Consider the following 15,983-nt stretch of genomic DNA (forward strand, 5'->3'; position numbering starts at 1 on the left):
AGAGGTTCCCGCCGCGAGGCGGGGCCCGATCGCATCAAAGCGGTGTAGCTCAGTCGGTAGAGCAAGCGGCTCATAATCGCTGTGTCACCGGTTCAAGTCCGGTCACCGCTACACACAGTAGCCGATTGCGGGGTCGGTCCTTCGATCGGCTACTCTTTCTTGCGTTAAACCAGTCCTATCCGTTCGTCAAGGAGCACTCACGTGGCTGCCACCGACGTCCGCCCGAAGATCACGCTGGCCTGCGTGGAGTGCAAGGAGCGGAACTACATCACCAAGAAGAACCGGCGTAACAACCCGGACCGTCTTGAGATGAAGAAGCACTGCCCGCGTTGCAACGCGCACACCGCGCACCGCGAGACGCGATAAATCAGGCTCGTATGCGAGGCCGCCCCCGAGTGATCGGGGGCGGCCTCGCGTCGTTGAGAGACGCGTACCGTTCAGTAGAGCAACCAGGAGGTGCCGAGCCATGGCGCTCGACCAGTCCTTCGTGGGGCGGACCTACCCGCCCACCGAGCCCTACGAGGTGGGCCGGGAGAAGATCCGCGAGTTCGCGGAGGCGGTGGGGGACCCGAACCCCGCGTACACCGACCCGGAGGCCGCCAAGGCCCTCGGCCACCCCGATGTGATCGCTCCGCCGACCTTCGTGTTCTCCATCACCTTCAAGGCCGCCGGCCAGGTCGTCCAGGACCCGCAACTCGGTCTGGACTACGGCCGGGTCGTGCACGGCGACCAGAAGTTCGCCTACCGGCGCCCCGTGCGCGCCGGGGACCGGCTCACCGTCACCTCGACCATCGAGGGCGTCAAGTCCATGGCGGGCAACGACATCCTGGACATCCGCGGCGAGGTCCACGACGAGGCCGGCGAACACGTCGTGACCGCCTGGACCAAGCTCGTGGCCCGCGCGGCCGAGGAGGGCTGACATGACGGCGACCATCTCCTACGACGACGTCGAGGTCGGCGCCGAACTCCCGGCGCGGAGCTTCGACGTCACCCGGGCCACCCTCGTGCGCTACGCGGGCGCCTCCGGCGACTTCAACCCGATCCACTGGAACGAGAGGTTCGCCAAGGAGGTGGGCCTGCCGGACGTCATCGCGCACGGCATGTTCACCATGGCCGAGGCGATCCGGGTCGTCACCGACTGGGCCGGCGACCCGGGCGCGGTCGTCGAGTACGGCGTCCGCTTCACCCGGCCCGTCGTCGTCCCCGACGACGAGCAGGGCGCGACCATCGAGGTCAGCGGCAAGGTCGCCGCCAAGCTCGACGACAACACGGTCCGCGTCGACCTGACGGCGACCAGCGCGGGGCAGAAGGTCCTGGGCATGTCTCGGGCGCTCGTACGACTCGCCTGAGCGGGTAAGCGGCGGTAAGGGGCGTCCTCCATTGCGGGCGCCCCATACCCATGCCCGTAGTCTTGGGCGCGTGCAGGAACTCCACGACGCCCCCCTCGCCCCGCTGACCACCTTCCGGCTGGGCGGCCCCGCCACCCGGCTGGTCACCGCGACGACCGACGCCGAGGTGATCGCCGCCGTCCGCGAGGCCGACGCCGACGGCACACCACTGCTGGTCATCGGCGGCGGCTCCAACCTCGTCATCGGCGACAAAGGCTTCGAGGGCACCGCCCTGCGCATCGCCACCAGCGGCTTCGAGCTCACCGGCACCACGCTGGAACTGGCGGCCGGCGAGGTGTGGACCGACGCCGTCGCCCGCACCGTCGAGGCCGGGCTCGCCGGCGTCGAATGCCTCGCCGGCATCCCCGGCTCCGCGGGCGCGACCCCCATCCAGAACGTCGGGGCGTACGGCCAGGAGGTCTCCTCCACGATCACCGAGGTGATCGCCTACGACCGCCGCGCCGGCGAGACCGTCGCCCTCACCGCCGCCGAGTGCGCCTTCTCCTACCGGCACAGCCGCTTCAAGGCCGACCCCGAGCGGTACGTCGTCCTGCGCGTCCGCTTCGCCCTGGAGGACGCGGACGGGCTCTCGGCGCCTCTGAAGTACGCCGAGACGGCCCGCGCGCTGGGGGTGGAGCCCGGGGAGCGCGTACCGCTCGCCGACGCCCGGGAGACCGTGCTCAAGCTGCGCGCGGGCAAGGGGATGGTGCTCGACCCCGAGGACCACGACACCTGGTCCGCCGGATCGTTCTTCACCAACCCGATCCTCACCGACGCCGACTTCGCGGTGTTCCACGCGCGCGTGAAGGAGCGGCTCGGGGACGGCGTAGAGCCGCCCGCCTACCCGGCGGGGGAGGGGTACACGAAGACCTCCGCGGCCTGGCTCATCGACAAGGCCGGGTTCGCCAAGGGGTACGGCGACGGGCCCGCGCGTATCTCCACCAAGCACACGCTCGCGCTCACCAACCGGGGGGCGGCCACCACGGAGGATCTGCTCGTGCTCGCGCGGGAGGTCGTCGCCGGGGTGCGGGAGGCTTTCGGCGTGACGCTGGTCAACGAGCCGGTGACGGTCGGGGTGAGCCTGTAGGAACGGCGGTCACCTTGCCCGGCGCGCGTATGGCACCCGGGGTGGATGCCGGCGCACGGCGCTCGACGCAGCCCGGCGTCACGGGGTGCCGCTGCGCGCACCCTCCCCCACTCCCGGCTTCGCTCGAGCGGGGGGACCCCCATCGCCCCAGCGGCACGACTGCCCGCAGCCACGACGCGGCCGCCGCCTGCGGCGCGGCTACGGCGTCGCCAGCCAGTCGTCCACCCCCGACAGCAGCTTGGTGCGTACGTCGTCCGGGGCCGCTGAGGCGCGGATGGACTGGCGGGCCAGTTCCGCCAGCTCCTCGTCGCTGAAGCCCTGGTGATGCCGGGCCAGTTCGTACTGGGCGGCCAGGCGGGAGCCGAAGAGCAGCGGGTCGTCGGCGCCCAGCGCCATTGGCACGCCCGCGTCGAACAGCGTGCGCAGCGGCACGTCCTCGGGCTTCTCGTAGACCCCCAGCGCCACGTTCGAGGCCGGGCACACCTCGCAGGTCACGCCCCGCTCCGCCAGCCGCTTCAGCAGCCGCGGGTCCTCCGCGGCCCGCACGCCGTGCCCGATCCGCGAGGCGTGCAGATCGTCCAGGCAGTCCCGCACCGACGCCGGCCCCGTCAACTCACCCCCGTGCGGCGCGGACAGCAGCCCGCCCTCCCGCGCGATGGCGAACGCCCGGTCGAAGTCACGGGCCATGCCCCGCCGTTCGTCGTTCGACAGCCCGAAGCCGACGACGCCCCGGTCCGCGTACCGCACCGCGAGCCGGGCCAGGGTGCGCGCGTCCAGCGGATGCTTCATCCGGTTCGCCGCCACCAGCACCCGCATCCCGAGCCCCGTGTCCCGCGAGGCCGAGTCCACGGCGTCCAGGATGATCTCCAGCGCCGGGATCAGCCCGCCCAGCCGGGGCGCGTACGACGTCGGATCGACCTGGATCTCCAGCCAGCCCGAGCCGTCCCGCACGTCCTCCTCGGCGGCCTCGCGCACCAGGCGCTGTATGTCCTCGGGCTCCCGGACGCAGCCGCGGGCGGCGTCGTACAGACGCTGGAAGCGGAACCAGCCCCGTTCGTCCGTCGCCCGCAACTGCGGCGGCTCCCCACTGGTCAGGGCCTCGGTCAGCGTCTCCGGCAGGCGCACGCCGTACTTGTCGGCCAGCTCCAGCACGGTGGAGGGCCGCATCGATCCGGTGAAGTGCAGGTGCAGATGGGCTTTCGGCAGTTCAGAGACATCACGTACACGCTCCATCTGGGAATCCTGCCGTACGCGGGCGCCGTTCGGACAGTCGATTCCCCGAACGTGGTCTTGCTCGCACAAAGCAGCGGGGCCCACCCGCCGCATCCGGCGAGTGGGCCCCGTACGACGAGAGGCCGACGTCAGTCGGTGGCCTCCGCCAGCAGCTTCTGGATCCGGCTCACGCCCTCGACGAGGTCCTCGTCGCCCAGCGCGTACGACAGCCGCAGGTAGCCCGGCGTGCCGAAGGCCTCGCCCGGGACGACCGCGACCTCGGCCTCCTCCAGGATGAGCGCCGCGAGCTCGACGGTGTCCTGCGGGCGCTTGCCGCGGATCTCCTTGCCGAGCAGGGCCTTCACCGACGGGTAGGCGTAGAACGCGCCCTCGGGCTCCGGGCAGAGCACTCCGTCGATCTCGTTGAGCATCCGCACGATGGTCTTGCGGCGCCGGTCGAACGCCTCGCGCATCTTCTCGACGGCCGACAGGTCACCGGAGACGGCGGCCAGCGCGGCGGCCTGGGCCACGTTGGAGACGTTCGAGGTGGCGTGCGACTGGAGGTTGGTCGCGGCCTTCACCACGTCCTTCGGGCCGATGATCCAGCCGACCCTCCAGCCGGTCATCGCGTACGTCTTGGCGACGCCGTTGACCACGATGCACTTGTCCCGCAGCTCCGGCAGGATCGCCGGCAGCGAGGTGAACGTCGCGTCGCCGTAGACCAGGTGCTCGTAGATCTCGTCCGTCAGCACCCACAGGCCGTGCTCCACGGCCCAGCGGCCGATCGCCTCGGCGTCCTCGGCGCTGTAGACCGCGCCGGTCGGGTTGGACGGGGAGACGAAGAGCACGACCTTCGTCTTCTCCGTGCGCGCCGCCTCCAGCTGCTCCACGCTCACCCGGTAGCCGGTCGTCTCGTCCGCGACGACCTCCACCGGGACGCCGCCGGCCAGCCGGATCGACTCCGGGTACGTCGTCCAGTACGGCGCCGGGACGATGACCTCGTCACCCGGGTCGAGGATCGCGGCGAACGCCTCGTAGATGGCCTGCTTGCCGCCGTTGGTGACCAGGATCTGCGACGGGTCGACCTCGTAGTTCGAGTCACGCAGGGTCTTCGCGGCGATGGCGGCCTTCAGCTCGGGCAGACCGCCCGCCGGCGTGTAGCGGTGGTACTTCGGGTTCTTGCAGGCCTCGACGGCCGCCGCGACGATGTAGTCCGGGGTCGGGAAGTCGGGCTCGCCGGCGCCGAAGCCGATCACCGGACGCCCGGCGGCCTTCAGGGCCTTGGCCTTGGCGTCCACGGCGAGGGTGGCGGACTCGGAGATCGCGCCGACTCGGGCGGAGACCCGGCGCTCGGTGGGAGGGGTTGCAGCGCTCATGAGGCCCATGGTTCCAGACCGGAAACGAGCCGGGCACGCGGGTTTCACAGACTGAACAGGTACGGGCAAACCCCAGAACATCCGTACGGATCGCCGGCCGGGTCCGGGCGGTGGCCTGGGTGATCTTCCGGCCGTTTCCCGACGATCTTGCGCGGATGGCGCTCCACGGGCCGCTTTCCGTTCGACGGAGGGCCCGGGACCACGTACACTCCTACGTCGTTGGCCTTCGACAGCCGTGCCGCAACGGATGCACACCGAGCATCCGGGTGGATGCGGTACGTTGGGGGACACACAAAGGGTCGTAGCTCAATTGGTAGAGCACTGGTCTCCAAAACCAGCGGTTGGGGGTTCGAGTCCCTCCGGCCCTGCTACACACACCGCCAGGATGTGTGCGCATGTACGTACAGCAATGCACCGCCGTGCGGCTCAGACCGGGCGCGGCACGGCCACGACCCGGGAACAGGTGAGGACGAATGGCGGATGCCGTGGGCTCCATCGACACGCCTGATGCCCAGGACGAAGTGCCTGAGACGCAGAAAGCGCGCAAGGGCGGCAAGCGCGCCAAGAAGGGCCCGCTGAAGCGGCTCGCCCTCTTCTACCGCCAGATCGTCGCGGAGCTCCGCAAGGTCGTCTGGCCCACGCGGAACCAGCTGACGACGTACACGACCGTGGTGATCGTCTTCGTCGTGATCATGATCGGCCTGGTGACCGTGATTGACTATGGACTCAGCCACCTCGCCAAGTACGTCTTCGGCTGAGCCAAGAGCGAAGGGCGCCGGGTGATCGGCGCCCCTTTCGCGTGTTCCACCCCTATGTATCCAGGAAGAAGCAGCCACCGTGTCTGACCAGAACCTGAACGACGCCATCGAGCCGGACCAGGCTGACGACGAGCTCGACATCGTCGAGGGCGCTGACGAGGACCTGGACGAGTTCGAGGCTGCCGACGCCGAGGCCGGGGACCCCGCGGAGGAAGCCGCGCTGCACGTCGAGGGCGACGAAGAAGAGGGCGCCGAGAGCGCCGCCGCCGACGACGAGGACGCCGAGGGTGCCGAGGCCGTCGCGGAGGACGCGGTCGAGGAGGAGCCGGCCGAGCCGGTCGACCCCATCGCCGCCCTGCGCGAGGAGCTGCGCACGCTGCCCGGCGAGTGGTACGTGATCCACACCTACGCCGGCTACGAGAACCGCGTGAAGACCAACCTGGAGCAGCGCGCCGTCTCGCTGAACGTCGAGGACTACATCTTCCAGGCCGAGGTGCCGCAGGAAGAGGTCGTCCAGATCAAGAACGGCGACCGCAAGACCATCCGCCAGAACAAGCTCCCCGGCTACGTGCTGGTGCGCATGGACCTGACGAACGAGTCCTGGGGCGTCGTCCGCAACACCCCCGGCGTCACCGGCTTCGTGGGCAACGCCTACGACCCGTACCCGCTGACCCTGGACGAGATCGTCAAGATGCTCGCCCCGGAGGCCGAGGAGAAGGCCGCCCGCGAGGCCGCCGAGGCCGAGGGCAAGCCGGCTCCGTCACGCAAGGTCGAGGTCCAGGTGCTGGACTTCGAGGTCGGCGACTCGGTCACCGTCACGGACGGCCCGTTCGCCACGCTGCAGGCCACGATCAACGAGATCAACGCCGACTCGAAGAAGGTCAAGGGTCTCGTGGAGATCTTCGGCCGCGAGACCCCGGTCGAGCTCAGCTTCGACCAGATCCAGAAGAACTAGCTTTTTCTGGACCCCCCGCCTCCGAACAGGTCAGACAGGCTGATGAGGCCGGTCTGACCTGCTCGGTTTTTGGCCGCGCATCTATACCCGCTATCGTTGTGCGGTATGCCTGCGTCCGGAGCGGCTTGTCGGCTTTCCGGACGGTGTTCCGAACGCGGGCAGGACCCGAACCGAAAGGACCCGGAGAGCAATGCCTCCCAAGAAGAAGAAGGTCACGGGGCTCATCAAGCTCCAGATCAACGCCGGTGCGGCCAACCCCGCACCGCCGGTCGGCCCCGCGCTCGGCCAGCACGGCGTCAACATCATGGAGTTCTGCAAGGCCTACAACGCCGCGACCGAGTCGCAGCGTGGCTGGGTGATCCCGGTGGAGATCACGGTCTACGAGGACCGCTCCTTCACCTTCATCACCAAGACGCCGCCGGCCGCGAAGATGATCCTCAAGGCCGCTGGTGTCGAGAAGGGCTCGGGCGAGCCCCACAAGACCAAGGTCGCCAAGATCACCCAGGAGCAGGTCCGCGAGATCGCGCAGACCAAGCTTCCCGACCTCAACGCCAACGACCTGGACGCCGCCGCGAAGATCATCGCCGGCACCGCGCGTTCCATGGGCGTCACGGTCGAGGGCTGACCTTCCAAGCCCCGTAGCACCTTCTCAGAACTCCATGCGGCCTCGGCCGCGCGTGGCAGGGCCTGCTCGGCCCGCACCACGACTCCTCAGAACACACAGGAGCAGCAGTGAGCAAGCGCAGCAAGTCTCTCCGCGCTGCGGACGCCAAGATCGACCGGGAGAAGCAGTACGCCCCGCTCGAGGCCGTCCGTCTCGCCAAGGAGACCTCCACGACCAAGTTCGACGGCACCGTCGAGGTCGCCTTCCGTCTGGGTGTCGACCCGCGCAAGGCCGACCAGATGGTCCGTGGCACCGTGAACCTGCCGCACGGCACCGGCAAGACCGCCCGGGTCCTGGTCTTCGCGACCGGTGACCGTGCTGCGGCCGCGGAGGCCGCGGGCGCCGACATCGTCGGCTCCGACGAACTGATCGACGAGGTCGCGAAGGGCCGTCTGGACTTCGACGCCGTCGTCGCCACCCCGGACCTCATGGGCAAGGTCGGCCGCCTCGGCCGCGTGCTCGGTCCGCGTGGCCTGATGCCGAACCCGAAGACCGGCACCGTCACCCCCGACGTGGCCAAGGCCGTCACCGACATCAAGGGCGGCAAGATCGAGTTCCGTGTCGACAAGCACGCGAACCTGCACTTCATCATCGGCAAGACGTCGTTCGACGACAGCAAGCTGGTGGAGAACTACGGCGCGGCGCTGGAGGAGATCCTCCGTCTGAAGCCGTCCGCCGCCAAGGGTCGCTACATCAAGAAGGCCGCCATCTCCACCACGATGGGCCCCGGCATTCAGCTCGACCCGAACCGCACCCGCAACCTCCTCGTCGAGGAGGACCCGGCAGCCGTCTGACCGGGTTGAGCATCCGCTCACAGCGATCGGCGACGAGCCCCGCAACCTTCCGAGGTGCGGGGCTCGTCCCTTTTCCCGTGCGGGTGCGCTCCCTGTGGCGTCGGTGAGCGCCGGGGTCAGGACCACCGGAACCCGCGAATCGGCGTCGATGTCAGTGCCGTGCGTTAGCGTGCGAGCACGGGATTCGTTGGGGGTGGGACGTATGGGGAAGTCCACGGGCGCGCGCCGCGCGGGCGTGTCGATCGTCGCGGTGGGCCTGCTGGCCGGGGTGGCCGCATGCGGGGGGAGCGGCTCCGGAGGGGCGCGCGAAGGGTCCGGCGGGGGCAGCGGGGCGCCGGGCGGGGGCGGCGCCGCCCTGAGCCCCGTCGCGGCGCTGCTCAGTGCGGAGAAGTCCACGAGCGCGGCCGACTCCGCGAGGGTGGAGTCCACGACGACCATGGGCTCGGCGATGTCGATGACGGCCGAAGGATCGGTGGGCTGGAGCGACGGGCTCAGGGGCAGACTCACCCTCACGTACACCGGCGGCGCGCTGGCCGACACCATGCGCAAGATGGGCAGCACGTCGATGGAGGCCCGCTACCTGCCCGACGCCTACTACGCGCGCATGGGCGACGCCTTCGCGGCGCAGGCCGGCGGCAAGCACTGGATCAGGTATCCCTACGACGCCCTGGCGGACCTCGGGGGCGGGTCGGGCGCGTATCTGAAGGACCAGATGCAGAACTCCACCCCGAACCAGTCGGTGAAGATGCTGCTGGCCTCGGGGGACGTGCGCAAGGTCGGCGAGGAGACGGTGCGCGGCAAGGAGACCACGCACTACTCGGGCACGGTCGACCTCGCGGACCTCGCCGCCCGCAACTCCAGCCTCAGCGCGGCCCAGCTCGCCGACATGAGGAAGCAGCTGGAGCAGGCCGGCGTGGAGACCGAGACCATCGACATCTGGGTCGACGGGGACGATCTGCTGGTCAAGAAGGTCGAGAAGGGCCAGATGACCAACGGGACGTACACGCAGACCGTCCACTACAGCGACTACGGCGCCGACGCCTCCGTGCAGGCGCCGCCGGCGGGTGACACCGCCGACTTCACCGAGCTGCTGCGGAAGCAGTCCTCGACACGGTAGAGGGGCCTGAAAAGCGCCCGAAACTCGCACGACGGCAAAGAGATCACCGGGATAAGGTCCCCGGTGGGTGATGGACGCGGGGGACGATCGCGTCCCGATGTCCTGGGGGGACACACATGAACGTACGGAGAAACACCGCCGCGGCCACCGTCGTGGTCCTGATCCTCACCGGCGCGGTGGGCTGCGCGGGCGCGGGCAAGGGCGTCAAGCAGGGGGCTGAGCGGTCCGCCGCGCAGGTGCTGACGGCCGCCTACGAGAAGACGTCCGAGGCGAAGTCGGCCAAGGTCACCATGACGGTGTCGATGCCGACCGCCATGAAGGGCGGCGGCGACATGAAGATGTCCGGGATCATGGGCTGGGACCCGGCCGTCATGGACCTCACGATGGAGAGCTCGGCCCTGGCGCAGGCCCCCGGCGCTCCGGAGCGTGTGCGCATGATCATGCGCGACAACATCATGTACCTGGACATGGGGGACAAGGCGCCCGCCGAGCTGGACGGCAAGCGCTGGATGAAGATGGACCTGACCGCGATGGCGGAGGCCACCGGCAATCCCGCGCTGCGCAAGCAGATGTCCTCCGGCCTGGAGAACATGAACCAGGACCCGGCGCAGCAGCTGGCCATGCTCCTCGACTCGCCCAACCTGAAGCACGTGGGCAGCGAGAAGATCGGCGGCGAGCAGGCCGAGCACTACAAGGGCACCCTCACGGTGAAGGAGATGCTGGAGGCCAACGACTCGCTGGGCGTCCTCGACCCGAAGAAGCGCGCCGAGGTGCTGAAGCAGGCGGAGAAGGCCGGCATCAAGGGCTACGACACGGACGTCTGGGTCAACGGTGACGACCTGCCGGCGCGGATGGACATCGGCATGGACGCTCCCCAGGGCAAGGTCCGCATGTCGATGACGTTCTCCGACTACGGCGCCAAGGCCGTGGTCAAGGCGCCGCCGGCCGACCAGACCTTCGACCTGGCGCAGATGTTCAAGGAGATCGCGAAGGGCGTCGGCGAGAGCGGCGGCGACCCCGCGCTCGACAAGGAACTGTCCGACCTCGAGTCGGAGATCGACGTCTCCGGGCTGGAGCCCGCGCCCGCGGTCTGACCTCCTCGCCGCGTCCCTCGCTCACCCACTCCCTCGCTCACTCCAGCCGTGCGGGGAACGGATTTGCTTGACGGCGATCCGTTCCCGTACTCTTCCGAGGAAGCCAAAGACCGCTGGTCGTTGCCGTGCCCTTGCGAAAGAGCCCGGTGACCGAAGGATCCGCTGATATGCGGGCGACCCGCGCAGGTGTGAGTGGAAGTGCTCCCGGCCGCAGTCCGTCCTTCGACGGATGTCGTCCGGTCGAGCTACGCCCCGTGCGCCTGCGCCGGGGCGTTTCGTCTGTCGTAGCCCCTTCTGAGCGGTCCTCATCACCCGGAAGGAGGCCGACGCTCTATGGCAAGGCCCGACAAGGCTGCCGCGGTAGCCGAGCTGACGGAGCAGTTCCGCAGCTCGAACGCCGCCGTGCTGACCGAGTACCGGGGTCTCTCCGTGGCGCAGCTCAAGAACCTGCGCCGTTCGCTCGGTGAGAACGCCCAGTACGCCGTGGTGAAGAACACGCTGACCAAGATTGCGGCCAACGAGGCCGGGATCACGACGCTCGACGACCTGTTCAACGGTCCGACGGCGGTCGCCTTCGTCACCGGTGACCCGGTGGAGTCGGCCAAGGGTCTTCGTGACTTCGCCAAGGACAACCCCAACCTCGTCATCAAGGGCGGTGTCCTTGACGGCAAGGCGCTGTCCGCCGACGAGATCAAGAAGCTTGCGGACCTCGAGTCCCGCGAGGTTCTGCTCAGCAAGCTGGCGGGTGCCTTCAAGGGCAAGCAGTCTCAGGCTGCTCAGCTCTTCCAGGCGCTTCCCTCGAAGCTCGTCCGCACCGTGGACGCTCTTCGCGCCAAGCAGGCCGAGCAGGGCGGTGCCGAGTAACTCGGCCCCCGAAATGACCGCCGCCTGAGGCAGCTCGCCTGAAGCAGCGGTCGTAGCGGGCCGAACGTCTACGTGACGCCGCAAGGCGGACGCCCGCCAGACATGTACATCCGGCACCAGCCGAATTAGTGGAAGGATCGCCCACCATGGCGAAGCTCAGCCAGGAAGACCTGCTCGCGCAGTTCGAGGAGATGACCCTCATCGAGCTCTCCGAGTTCGTGAAGGCGTTCGAGGAGAAGTTCGACGTCACCGCCGCCGCCGCGGTCGCCGTCGCCGGCCCGGCCGGCCCGGCCGCCACCGCCGAGGCCGAGGAGGAGAAGGACGAGTTCGACGTCATCCTCACCGGTGCGGGCGACAAGAAGATCCAGGTCATCAAGGTCGTGCGTGAGCTGACCTCCCTGGGTCTGAAGGAGGCCAAGGACCTCGTGGACGGCGCCCCGAAGCCCGTCCTCGAGAAGGTCGCCAAGGACGCCGCCGAGAAGGCCGCCGAGTCCCTCAAGGGCGCCGGCGCCTCCGTCGAGGTCAAGTAAGCGCCGGCCCCGAAAAGGGGCTGTAACGCTCACGTACCGAGGAGCGATCATCCATCTGGGTGGTCGCTCTTCGGCGTTTCCGGGGTCCGGCCACGGTTGCCTTGCACCTGAGTGCGTGGGGGGTATGGTGATCTTCGTCGTGTCGCCGGGCACCTCTGTTCGGGCAACGGTTCGGACAGGGAGTTCGAGCCGGGGGGCCTTGACGAACCGCACGCAGCGCGCAATTCTCAGGACGCGTCGTCACAACGATCCGGGTTCCGAGGCATGGATCGACGACGAAGAGGGCAGTATCACCGTGCGTTGAGGACTAGCAGACCGAGGGCGTTGAGAACAACGAGGGTCGCGAGAAACCCGCACTGGACATCAGTGTGCCAAGTGGCTACACTGACCCTTTGCGCTGCCTGTTAGCTGTCCCCTGCCCGTCACCAGGGGCATGCCCTCGCCCTAGCACCGACGACCGGATACGTCCGACCTGGCCTTTCGGCCGATCGGGCACCATCTGTCCTCCGTGTGTGGAAGAGGGGCCGGCACGCGCGTAGTGAGTCCGAGCCCTCGGAAGGACCCCCTCTTGGCCGCCTCGCGCAACGCCTCGACCGCGAATACGAACAACGGCGCCAGCACCGCCCCGCTGCGCATTTCCTTTGCAAAGATCAAGGAGCCTCTCGAGGTTCCGAACCTGCTCGCGCTGCAGACCGAGAGCTTCGACTGGCTGCTCGGCAACACCGCTTGGCAGAGTCGGGTCGAGGAGGCTCTGGAGAACGGTCAGGACGTCCCCACGAAGTCCGGGCTCGAGGAGATCTTCGAGGAGATCTCCCCGATCGAGGACTTCTCCGGGTCGATGTCCCTGACCTTCCGTGACCACCGTTTCGAGCCGCCGAAGAACTCCATCGACGAGTGCAAGGACCGCGACTTCACCTACGCCGCGCCGCTCTTCGTCACGGCGGAGTTCACCAACAACGAGACCGGCGAGATCAAGTCCCAGACGGTCTTCATGGGCGACTTCCCGCTCATGACCCACAAGGGCACCTTCGTCATCAACGGCACCGAGCGTGTCGTGGTGTCGCAGCTGGTCCGTTCGCCGGGTGTCTACTTCGACTCCTCCATCGACAAGACGTCCGACAAGGACATCTTCTCCGCCAAGGTCATCCCCTCCCGGGGCGCCTGGCTGGAGCTGGAGATCGACAAGCGCGACATGGTCGGTGTGCGCATCGACCGCAAGCGCAAGCAGTCCGTCACCGTCCTTCTGAAGGCTCTCGGCTGGACCACCGAGCAGATCCTCGAGGAGTTCGGCGAGTACGAGTCCATGCGCGCCACCCTGGAGAAGGACCACACCCAGGGCCAGGACGACGCGCTGCTCGACATCTACCGCAAGCTGCGTCCGGGCGAGCCCCCCACGCGTGAGGCCGCGCAGACGCTGCTGGAGAACCTCTACTTCAACCCCAAGCGCTACGACCTCGCCAAGGTCGGCCGCTACAAGGTCAACAAGAAGCTGGCCGGCAACGCTCCGCTCGACGCGGGCGTGCTGACGGTCGAGGACGTCATCTCGACCATCAAGTACCTGGTCAAGCTGCACGCCGGTGAGACCGAGACGGTCGGCGACAACGGTCAGACGATCGTCGTCGAGACCGACGACATCGACCACTTCGGCAACCGCCGTCTGCGCAGCGTCGGCGAGCTCATCCAGAACCAGGTCCGCACGGGTCTGGCCCGGATGGAGCGCGTCGTCCGCGAGCGCATGACGACCCAGGACGTCGAGGCGATCACGCCGCAGACCCTGATCAACATCCGGCCGGTCGTCGCCTCCATCAAGGAGTTCTTCGGCACCAGCCAGCTGTCGCAGTTCATGGACCAGAACAACCCGCTGTCCGGGCTGACGCACAAGCGTCGTCTGTCCGCGCTCGGCCCGGGTGGTCTCTCCCGTGAGCGGGCCGGCTTCGAGGTCCGTGACGTGCACCCCTCGCACTACGGCCGCATGTGCCCGATCGAGACGCCCGAAGGCCCGAACATCGGTCTGATCGGTTCGCTCGCCTCCTACGGCCGCGTCAACGCGTTCGGCTTCGTGGAGACGCCGTACCGCAAGGTCGTCGACGGTGTCGTCACCGACGAGGTCGACTACCTGACGGCCGACGAAGAGGACCGGTTCGTCATCGCGCAGGCCAACGCCACGCTCGACGACGACCTGCGTTTCACCGAGAACCGCGTCCTGGTCCGCCGCCGTGGCGGCGAGGTCGACTACGTCCCCGGTGACGACGTGGACTACATGGACGTCTCGCCGCGCCAGATGGTGTCGGTCGCGACCGCCATGATCCCGTTCCTCGAGCACGACGACGCCAACCGTGCCCTCATGGGCGCGAACATGATGCGTCAGGCCGTGCCGCTCATCAAGAGCGAGTCCCCGCTCGTCGGCACCGGCATGGAGTACCGCTCCGCCGTCGACGCCGGCGACGTGGTCAAGGCCGAGAAGGCGGGTGTGGTCCAGGAGGTCTCCGCCGACTACATCACCACCACCAACGACGACGGCACGTACATCACGTACCGCCTGGCCAAGTTCGCCCGGTCCAACCAGGGCACCTCGGTCAACCAGAAGGTCATCGTCAACGAGGGCGACCGGATCGTCGAGGGCCAGGTCCTGGCCGACGGCCCGGCCACCGAGAACGGCGAGATGGCACTGGGCAAGAACCTGCTCGTGGCGTTCATGCCGTGGGAGGGTCACAACTACGAGGACGCGATCATCCTGTCGCAGCGCCTCGTGCAGGACGACGTCCTCTCCTCGATCCACATCGAGGAGCACGAGGTCGACGCCCGTGACACCAAGCTCGGCCCCGAGGAGATCACCCGGGACATCCCGAACGTCTCCGAGGAGGTCCTCGCCGACCTCGACGAGCGCGGCATCATCCGCATCGGCGCCGAGGTCGTCGCCGGCGACATCCTCGTCGGCAAGGTCACGCCCAAGGGCGAGACCGAGCTGACCCCGGAGGAGCGCCTGCTGCGCGCGATCTTCGGCGAGAAGGCCCGTGAGGTCCGTGACACCTCGCTGAAGGTGCCGCACGGCGAGATCGGCAAGGTCATCGGCGTCCGCGTCTTCGACCGCGAGGAGGGCGACGAGCTTCCCCCCGGTGTGAACCAGCTGGTGCGCGTCTACGTCGCGCAGAAGCGCAAGATCACCGACGGTGACAAGCTCGCCGGCCGCCACGGCAACAAGGGCGTCATCTCCAAGATCCTGCCGATCGAGGACATGCCGTTCCTGGAGGACGGCACCCCGGTCGACATCATCCTCAACCCGCTCGGCGTCCCGTCCCGAATGAACCCGGGGCAGGTCCTGGAGATCCACCTCGGCTGGCTCGCCAGCCGCGGCTGGGACGTCTCCGGTCTCGCCGACGAGTGGGCGCAGCGCCTCCAGGCGATCGGCGCCGACTCGGTCCAGCCGGGCACCAACGTCGCGACCCCGGTCTTCGACGGCGCCCGTGAGGACGAGCTGGCGGGTCTGCTGCAGCACACCATCCCCAACCGCGACGGCGAGCGCATGGTGCTCCCGTCCGGCAAGGCGCGGCTGTTCGACGGCCGCAGCGGTGAGCCGTTCCCGGACCCGATCTCGGTCGGCTACATGTACATCCTGAAGCTGCACCACCTGGTCGACGACAAGCTGCACGCCCGCTCGACCGGCCCGTACTCGATGATCACCCAGCAGCCGCTGGGTGGTAAGGCCCAGTTCGGTGGCCAGCGCTTCGGTGAGATGGAGGTGTGGGCGCTGGAGGCTTACGGCGCCGCGTACGCCCTCCAGGAGCTCCTGACCATCAAGTCCGACGACGTCACCGGCCGCGTGAAGGTCTACGAGGCCATCGTCAAGGGCGAGAACATCCCCGAACCCGGCATCCCCGAGTCCTTCAAGGTGCTCATCAAGGAGATGCAGTCCCTGTGCCTGAACGTGGAGGTGCTGTCCAGCGACGGCATGTCCATCGAGATGCGCGACACCGACGAGGACGTCTTCCGCGCTGCGGAGGAGCTCGGCATCGACCTGTCCCGGCGCGAGCCGAGCAGCGTCGAAGAGGTCTGACGGGAGTCCGGCGGACCTTGCACCCCAAGGTCCGCCGGCCCCAGGACCCCCGTTTCAGACCCCAAGACTCACGACCCTGAGAGGGATTGA

The 15,983-nt window shown here is 68.4% G+C and carries 15 protein-coding genes and 2 tRNA genes; 15 read left to right on the plus strand and 2 right to left on the minus strand.

The window, feature by feature from the left end; translation table 11 throughout:
* Positions 1-38 precede the first annotated feature (38 nt).
* The 5 genes from EV567_RS17315 to EV567_RS17335 all read left to right on the plus strand — a co-directional run bounded on the left by EV567_RS17315 (position 39) and on the right by EV567_RS17335 (position 2,475).
* A tRNA-Met gene (locus EV567_RS17315) sits at positions 39-111 on the plus strand.
* A 90-nt stretch (positions 112-201) separates the two neighbouring features.
* Positions 202-366, plus strand: a complete 165-nt coding sequence (rpmG, locus tag EV567_RS17320) for a 50S ribosomal protein L33 (protein ID WP_003948671.1) — start codon at positions 202-204, stop codon at positions 364-366.
* A 100-nt stretch (positions 367-466) separates the two neighbouring features.
* A complete protein-coding gene (locus EV567_RS17325) occupies positions 467-919 on the plus strand; it encodes a MaoC family dehydratase N-terminal domain-containing protein (RefSeq protein WP_130441009.1) in 453 nt (150 codons plus the stop codon).
* 1 nt (position 920) lies between these two features.
* Positions 921-1,349, plus strand: a complete 429-nt coding sequence (locus tag EV567_RS17330) for a MaoC family dehydratase (protein ID WP_130441011.1) — start codon at positions 921-923, stop codon at positions 1,347-1,349.
* Positions 1,350-1,419: 70 nt separating this feature from the next.
* Positions 1,420-2,475 carry a UDP-N-acetylmuramate dehydrogenase gene (locus tag EV567_RS17335; protein WP_130441013.1) on the plus strand — a complete coding sequence of 352 codons (1,056 nt, stop codon included), beginning with the start codon at positions 1,420-1,422 and terminating at the stop codon, positions 2,473-2,475.
* 198 nt (positions 2,476-2,673) lie between these two features.
* On the opposite strand, the gene EV567_RS17340 is transcribed toward EV567_RS17335, so the two are convergent.
* A complete protein-coding gene (locus tag EV567_RS17340; RefSeq protein ID WP_130441015.1) occupies positions 2,674-3,708 on the minus strand; it encodes an adenosine deaminase in 1,035 nt (344 codons plus the stop codon).
* A 128-nt stretch (positions 3,709-3,836) separates the two neighbouring features.
* Positions 3,837-5,063 carry a pyridoxal phosphate-dependent aminotransferase gene (locus EV567_RS17345; RefSeq protein WP_130441017.1) on the minus strand — a complete coding sequence of 409 codons (1,227 nt, stop codon included), beginning with the start codon at positions 5,061-5,063 and terminating at the stop codon, positions 3,837-3,839.
* Positions 5,064-5,358: 295 nt separating this feature from the next.
* Between EV567_RS17345 and EV567_RS17350 the strand changes: the two genes are divergently transcribed.
* From EV567_RS17350 to rpoB, 10 genes are all read left to right on the plus strand, one after another.
* A tRNA-Trp gene (locus EV567_RS17350) sits at positions 5,359-5,431 on the plus strand.
* Between the two features lie 105 nt (positions 5,432-5,536).
* A complete protein-coding gene (secE, locus tag EV567_RS17355) occupies positions 5,537-5,821 on the plus strand; it encodes a preprotein translocase subunit SecE (protein WP_130441019.1) in 285 nt (94 codons plus the stop codon).
* Positions 5,822-5,900: 79 nt separating this feature from the next.
* Positions 5,901-6,776 (plus strand): transcription termination/antitermination protein NusG, encoded by an 876-nt coding sequence (gene nusG, locus EV567_RS17360; protein ID WP_130441021.1) that lies wholly within the window; start codon positions 5,901-5,903, stop codon positions 6,774-6,776.
* A 190-nt stretch (positions 6,777-6,966) separates the two neighbouring features.
* A complete protein-coding gene (gene rplK / locus EV567_RS17365; protein WP_130441023.1) occupies positions 6,967-7,401 on the plus strand; it encodes a 50S ribosomal protein L11 in 435 nt (144 codons plus the stop codon).
* A gap of 107 nt (positions 7,402-7,508) precedes the next feature.
* Positions 7,509-8,234 (plus strand): 50S ribosomal protein L1, encoded by a 726-nt coding sequence (gene rplA / locus EV567_RS17370; protein WP_130441025.1) that lies wholly within the window; start codon positions 7,509-7,511, stop codon positions 8,232-8,234.
* Positions 8,235-8,436: 202 nt separating this feature from the next.
* Positions 8,437-9,351 carry a hypothetical protein gene (locus EV567_RS17375; protein WP_130441027.1) on the plus strand — a complete coding sequence of 305 codons (915 nt, stop codon included), beginning with the start codon at positions 8,437-8,439 and terminating at the stop codon, positions 9,349-9,351.
* A gap of 116 nt (positions 9,352-9,467) precedes the next feature.
* Positions 9,468-10,445, plus strand: coding sequence for a hypothetical protein (locus tag EV567_RS17380; RefSeq protein ID WP_130441029.1), 978 nt, complete (start codon positions 9,468-9,470; stop codon positions 10,443-10,445).
* 333 nt (positions 10,446-10,778) lie between these two features.
* On the plus strand, positions 10,779-11,309 hold the full coding sequence (gene rplJ / locus EV567_RS17385; RefSeq protein ID WP_130441031.1) for a 50S ribosomal protein L10: 531 nt from the start codon (positions 10,779-10,781) through the stop codon (positions 11,307-11,309).
* A 146-nt stretch (positions 11,310-11,455) separates the two neighbouring features.
* Positions 11,456-11,839, plus strand: a complete 384-nt coding sequence (gene rplL, locus EV567_RS17390; protein WP_037680487.1) for a 50S ribosomal protein L7/L12 — start codon at positions 11,456-11,458, stop codon at positions 11,837-11,839.
* Positions 11,840-12,407: 568 nt separating this feature from the next.
* The gene (rpoB, locus tag EV567_RS17400; RefSeq protein WP_130441033.1) at positions 12,408-15,893 is read left to right on the plus strand and encodes a DNA-directed RNA polymerase subunit beta; all 3,486 of its coding nucleotides are present in this window, start codon (positions 12,408-12,410) and stop codon (positions 15,891-15,893) included.
* The last annotated feature ends 90 nt before the right edge of the window (positions 15,894-15,983 follow it).

This window comes from Streptomyces sp. BK239 (genome assembly GCF_004217285.1).
GTDB lineage: Bacteria > Actinomycetota > Actinomycetes > Streptomycetales > Streptomycetaceae > Streptomyces.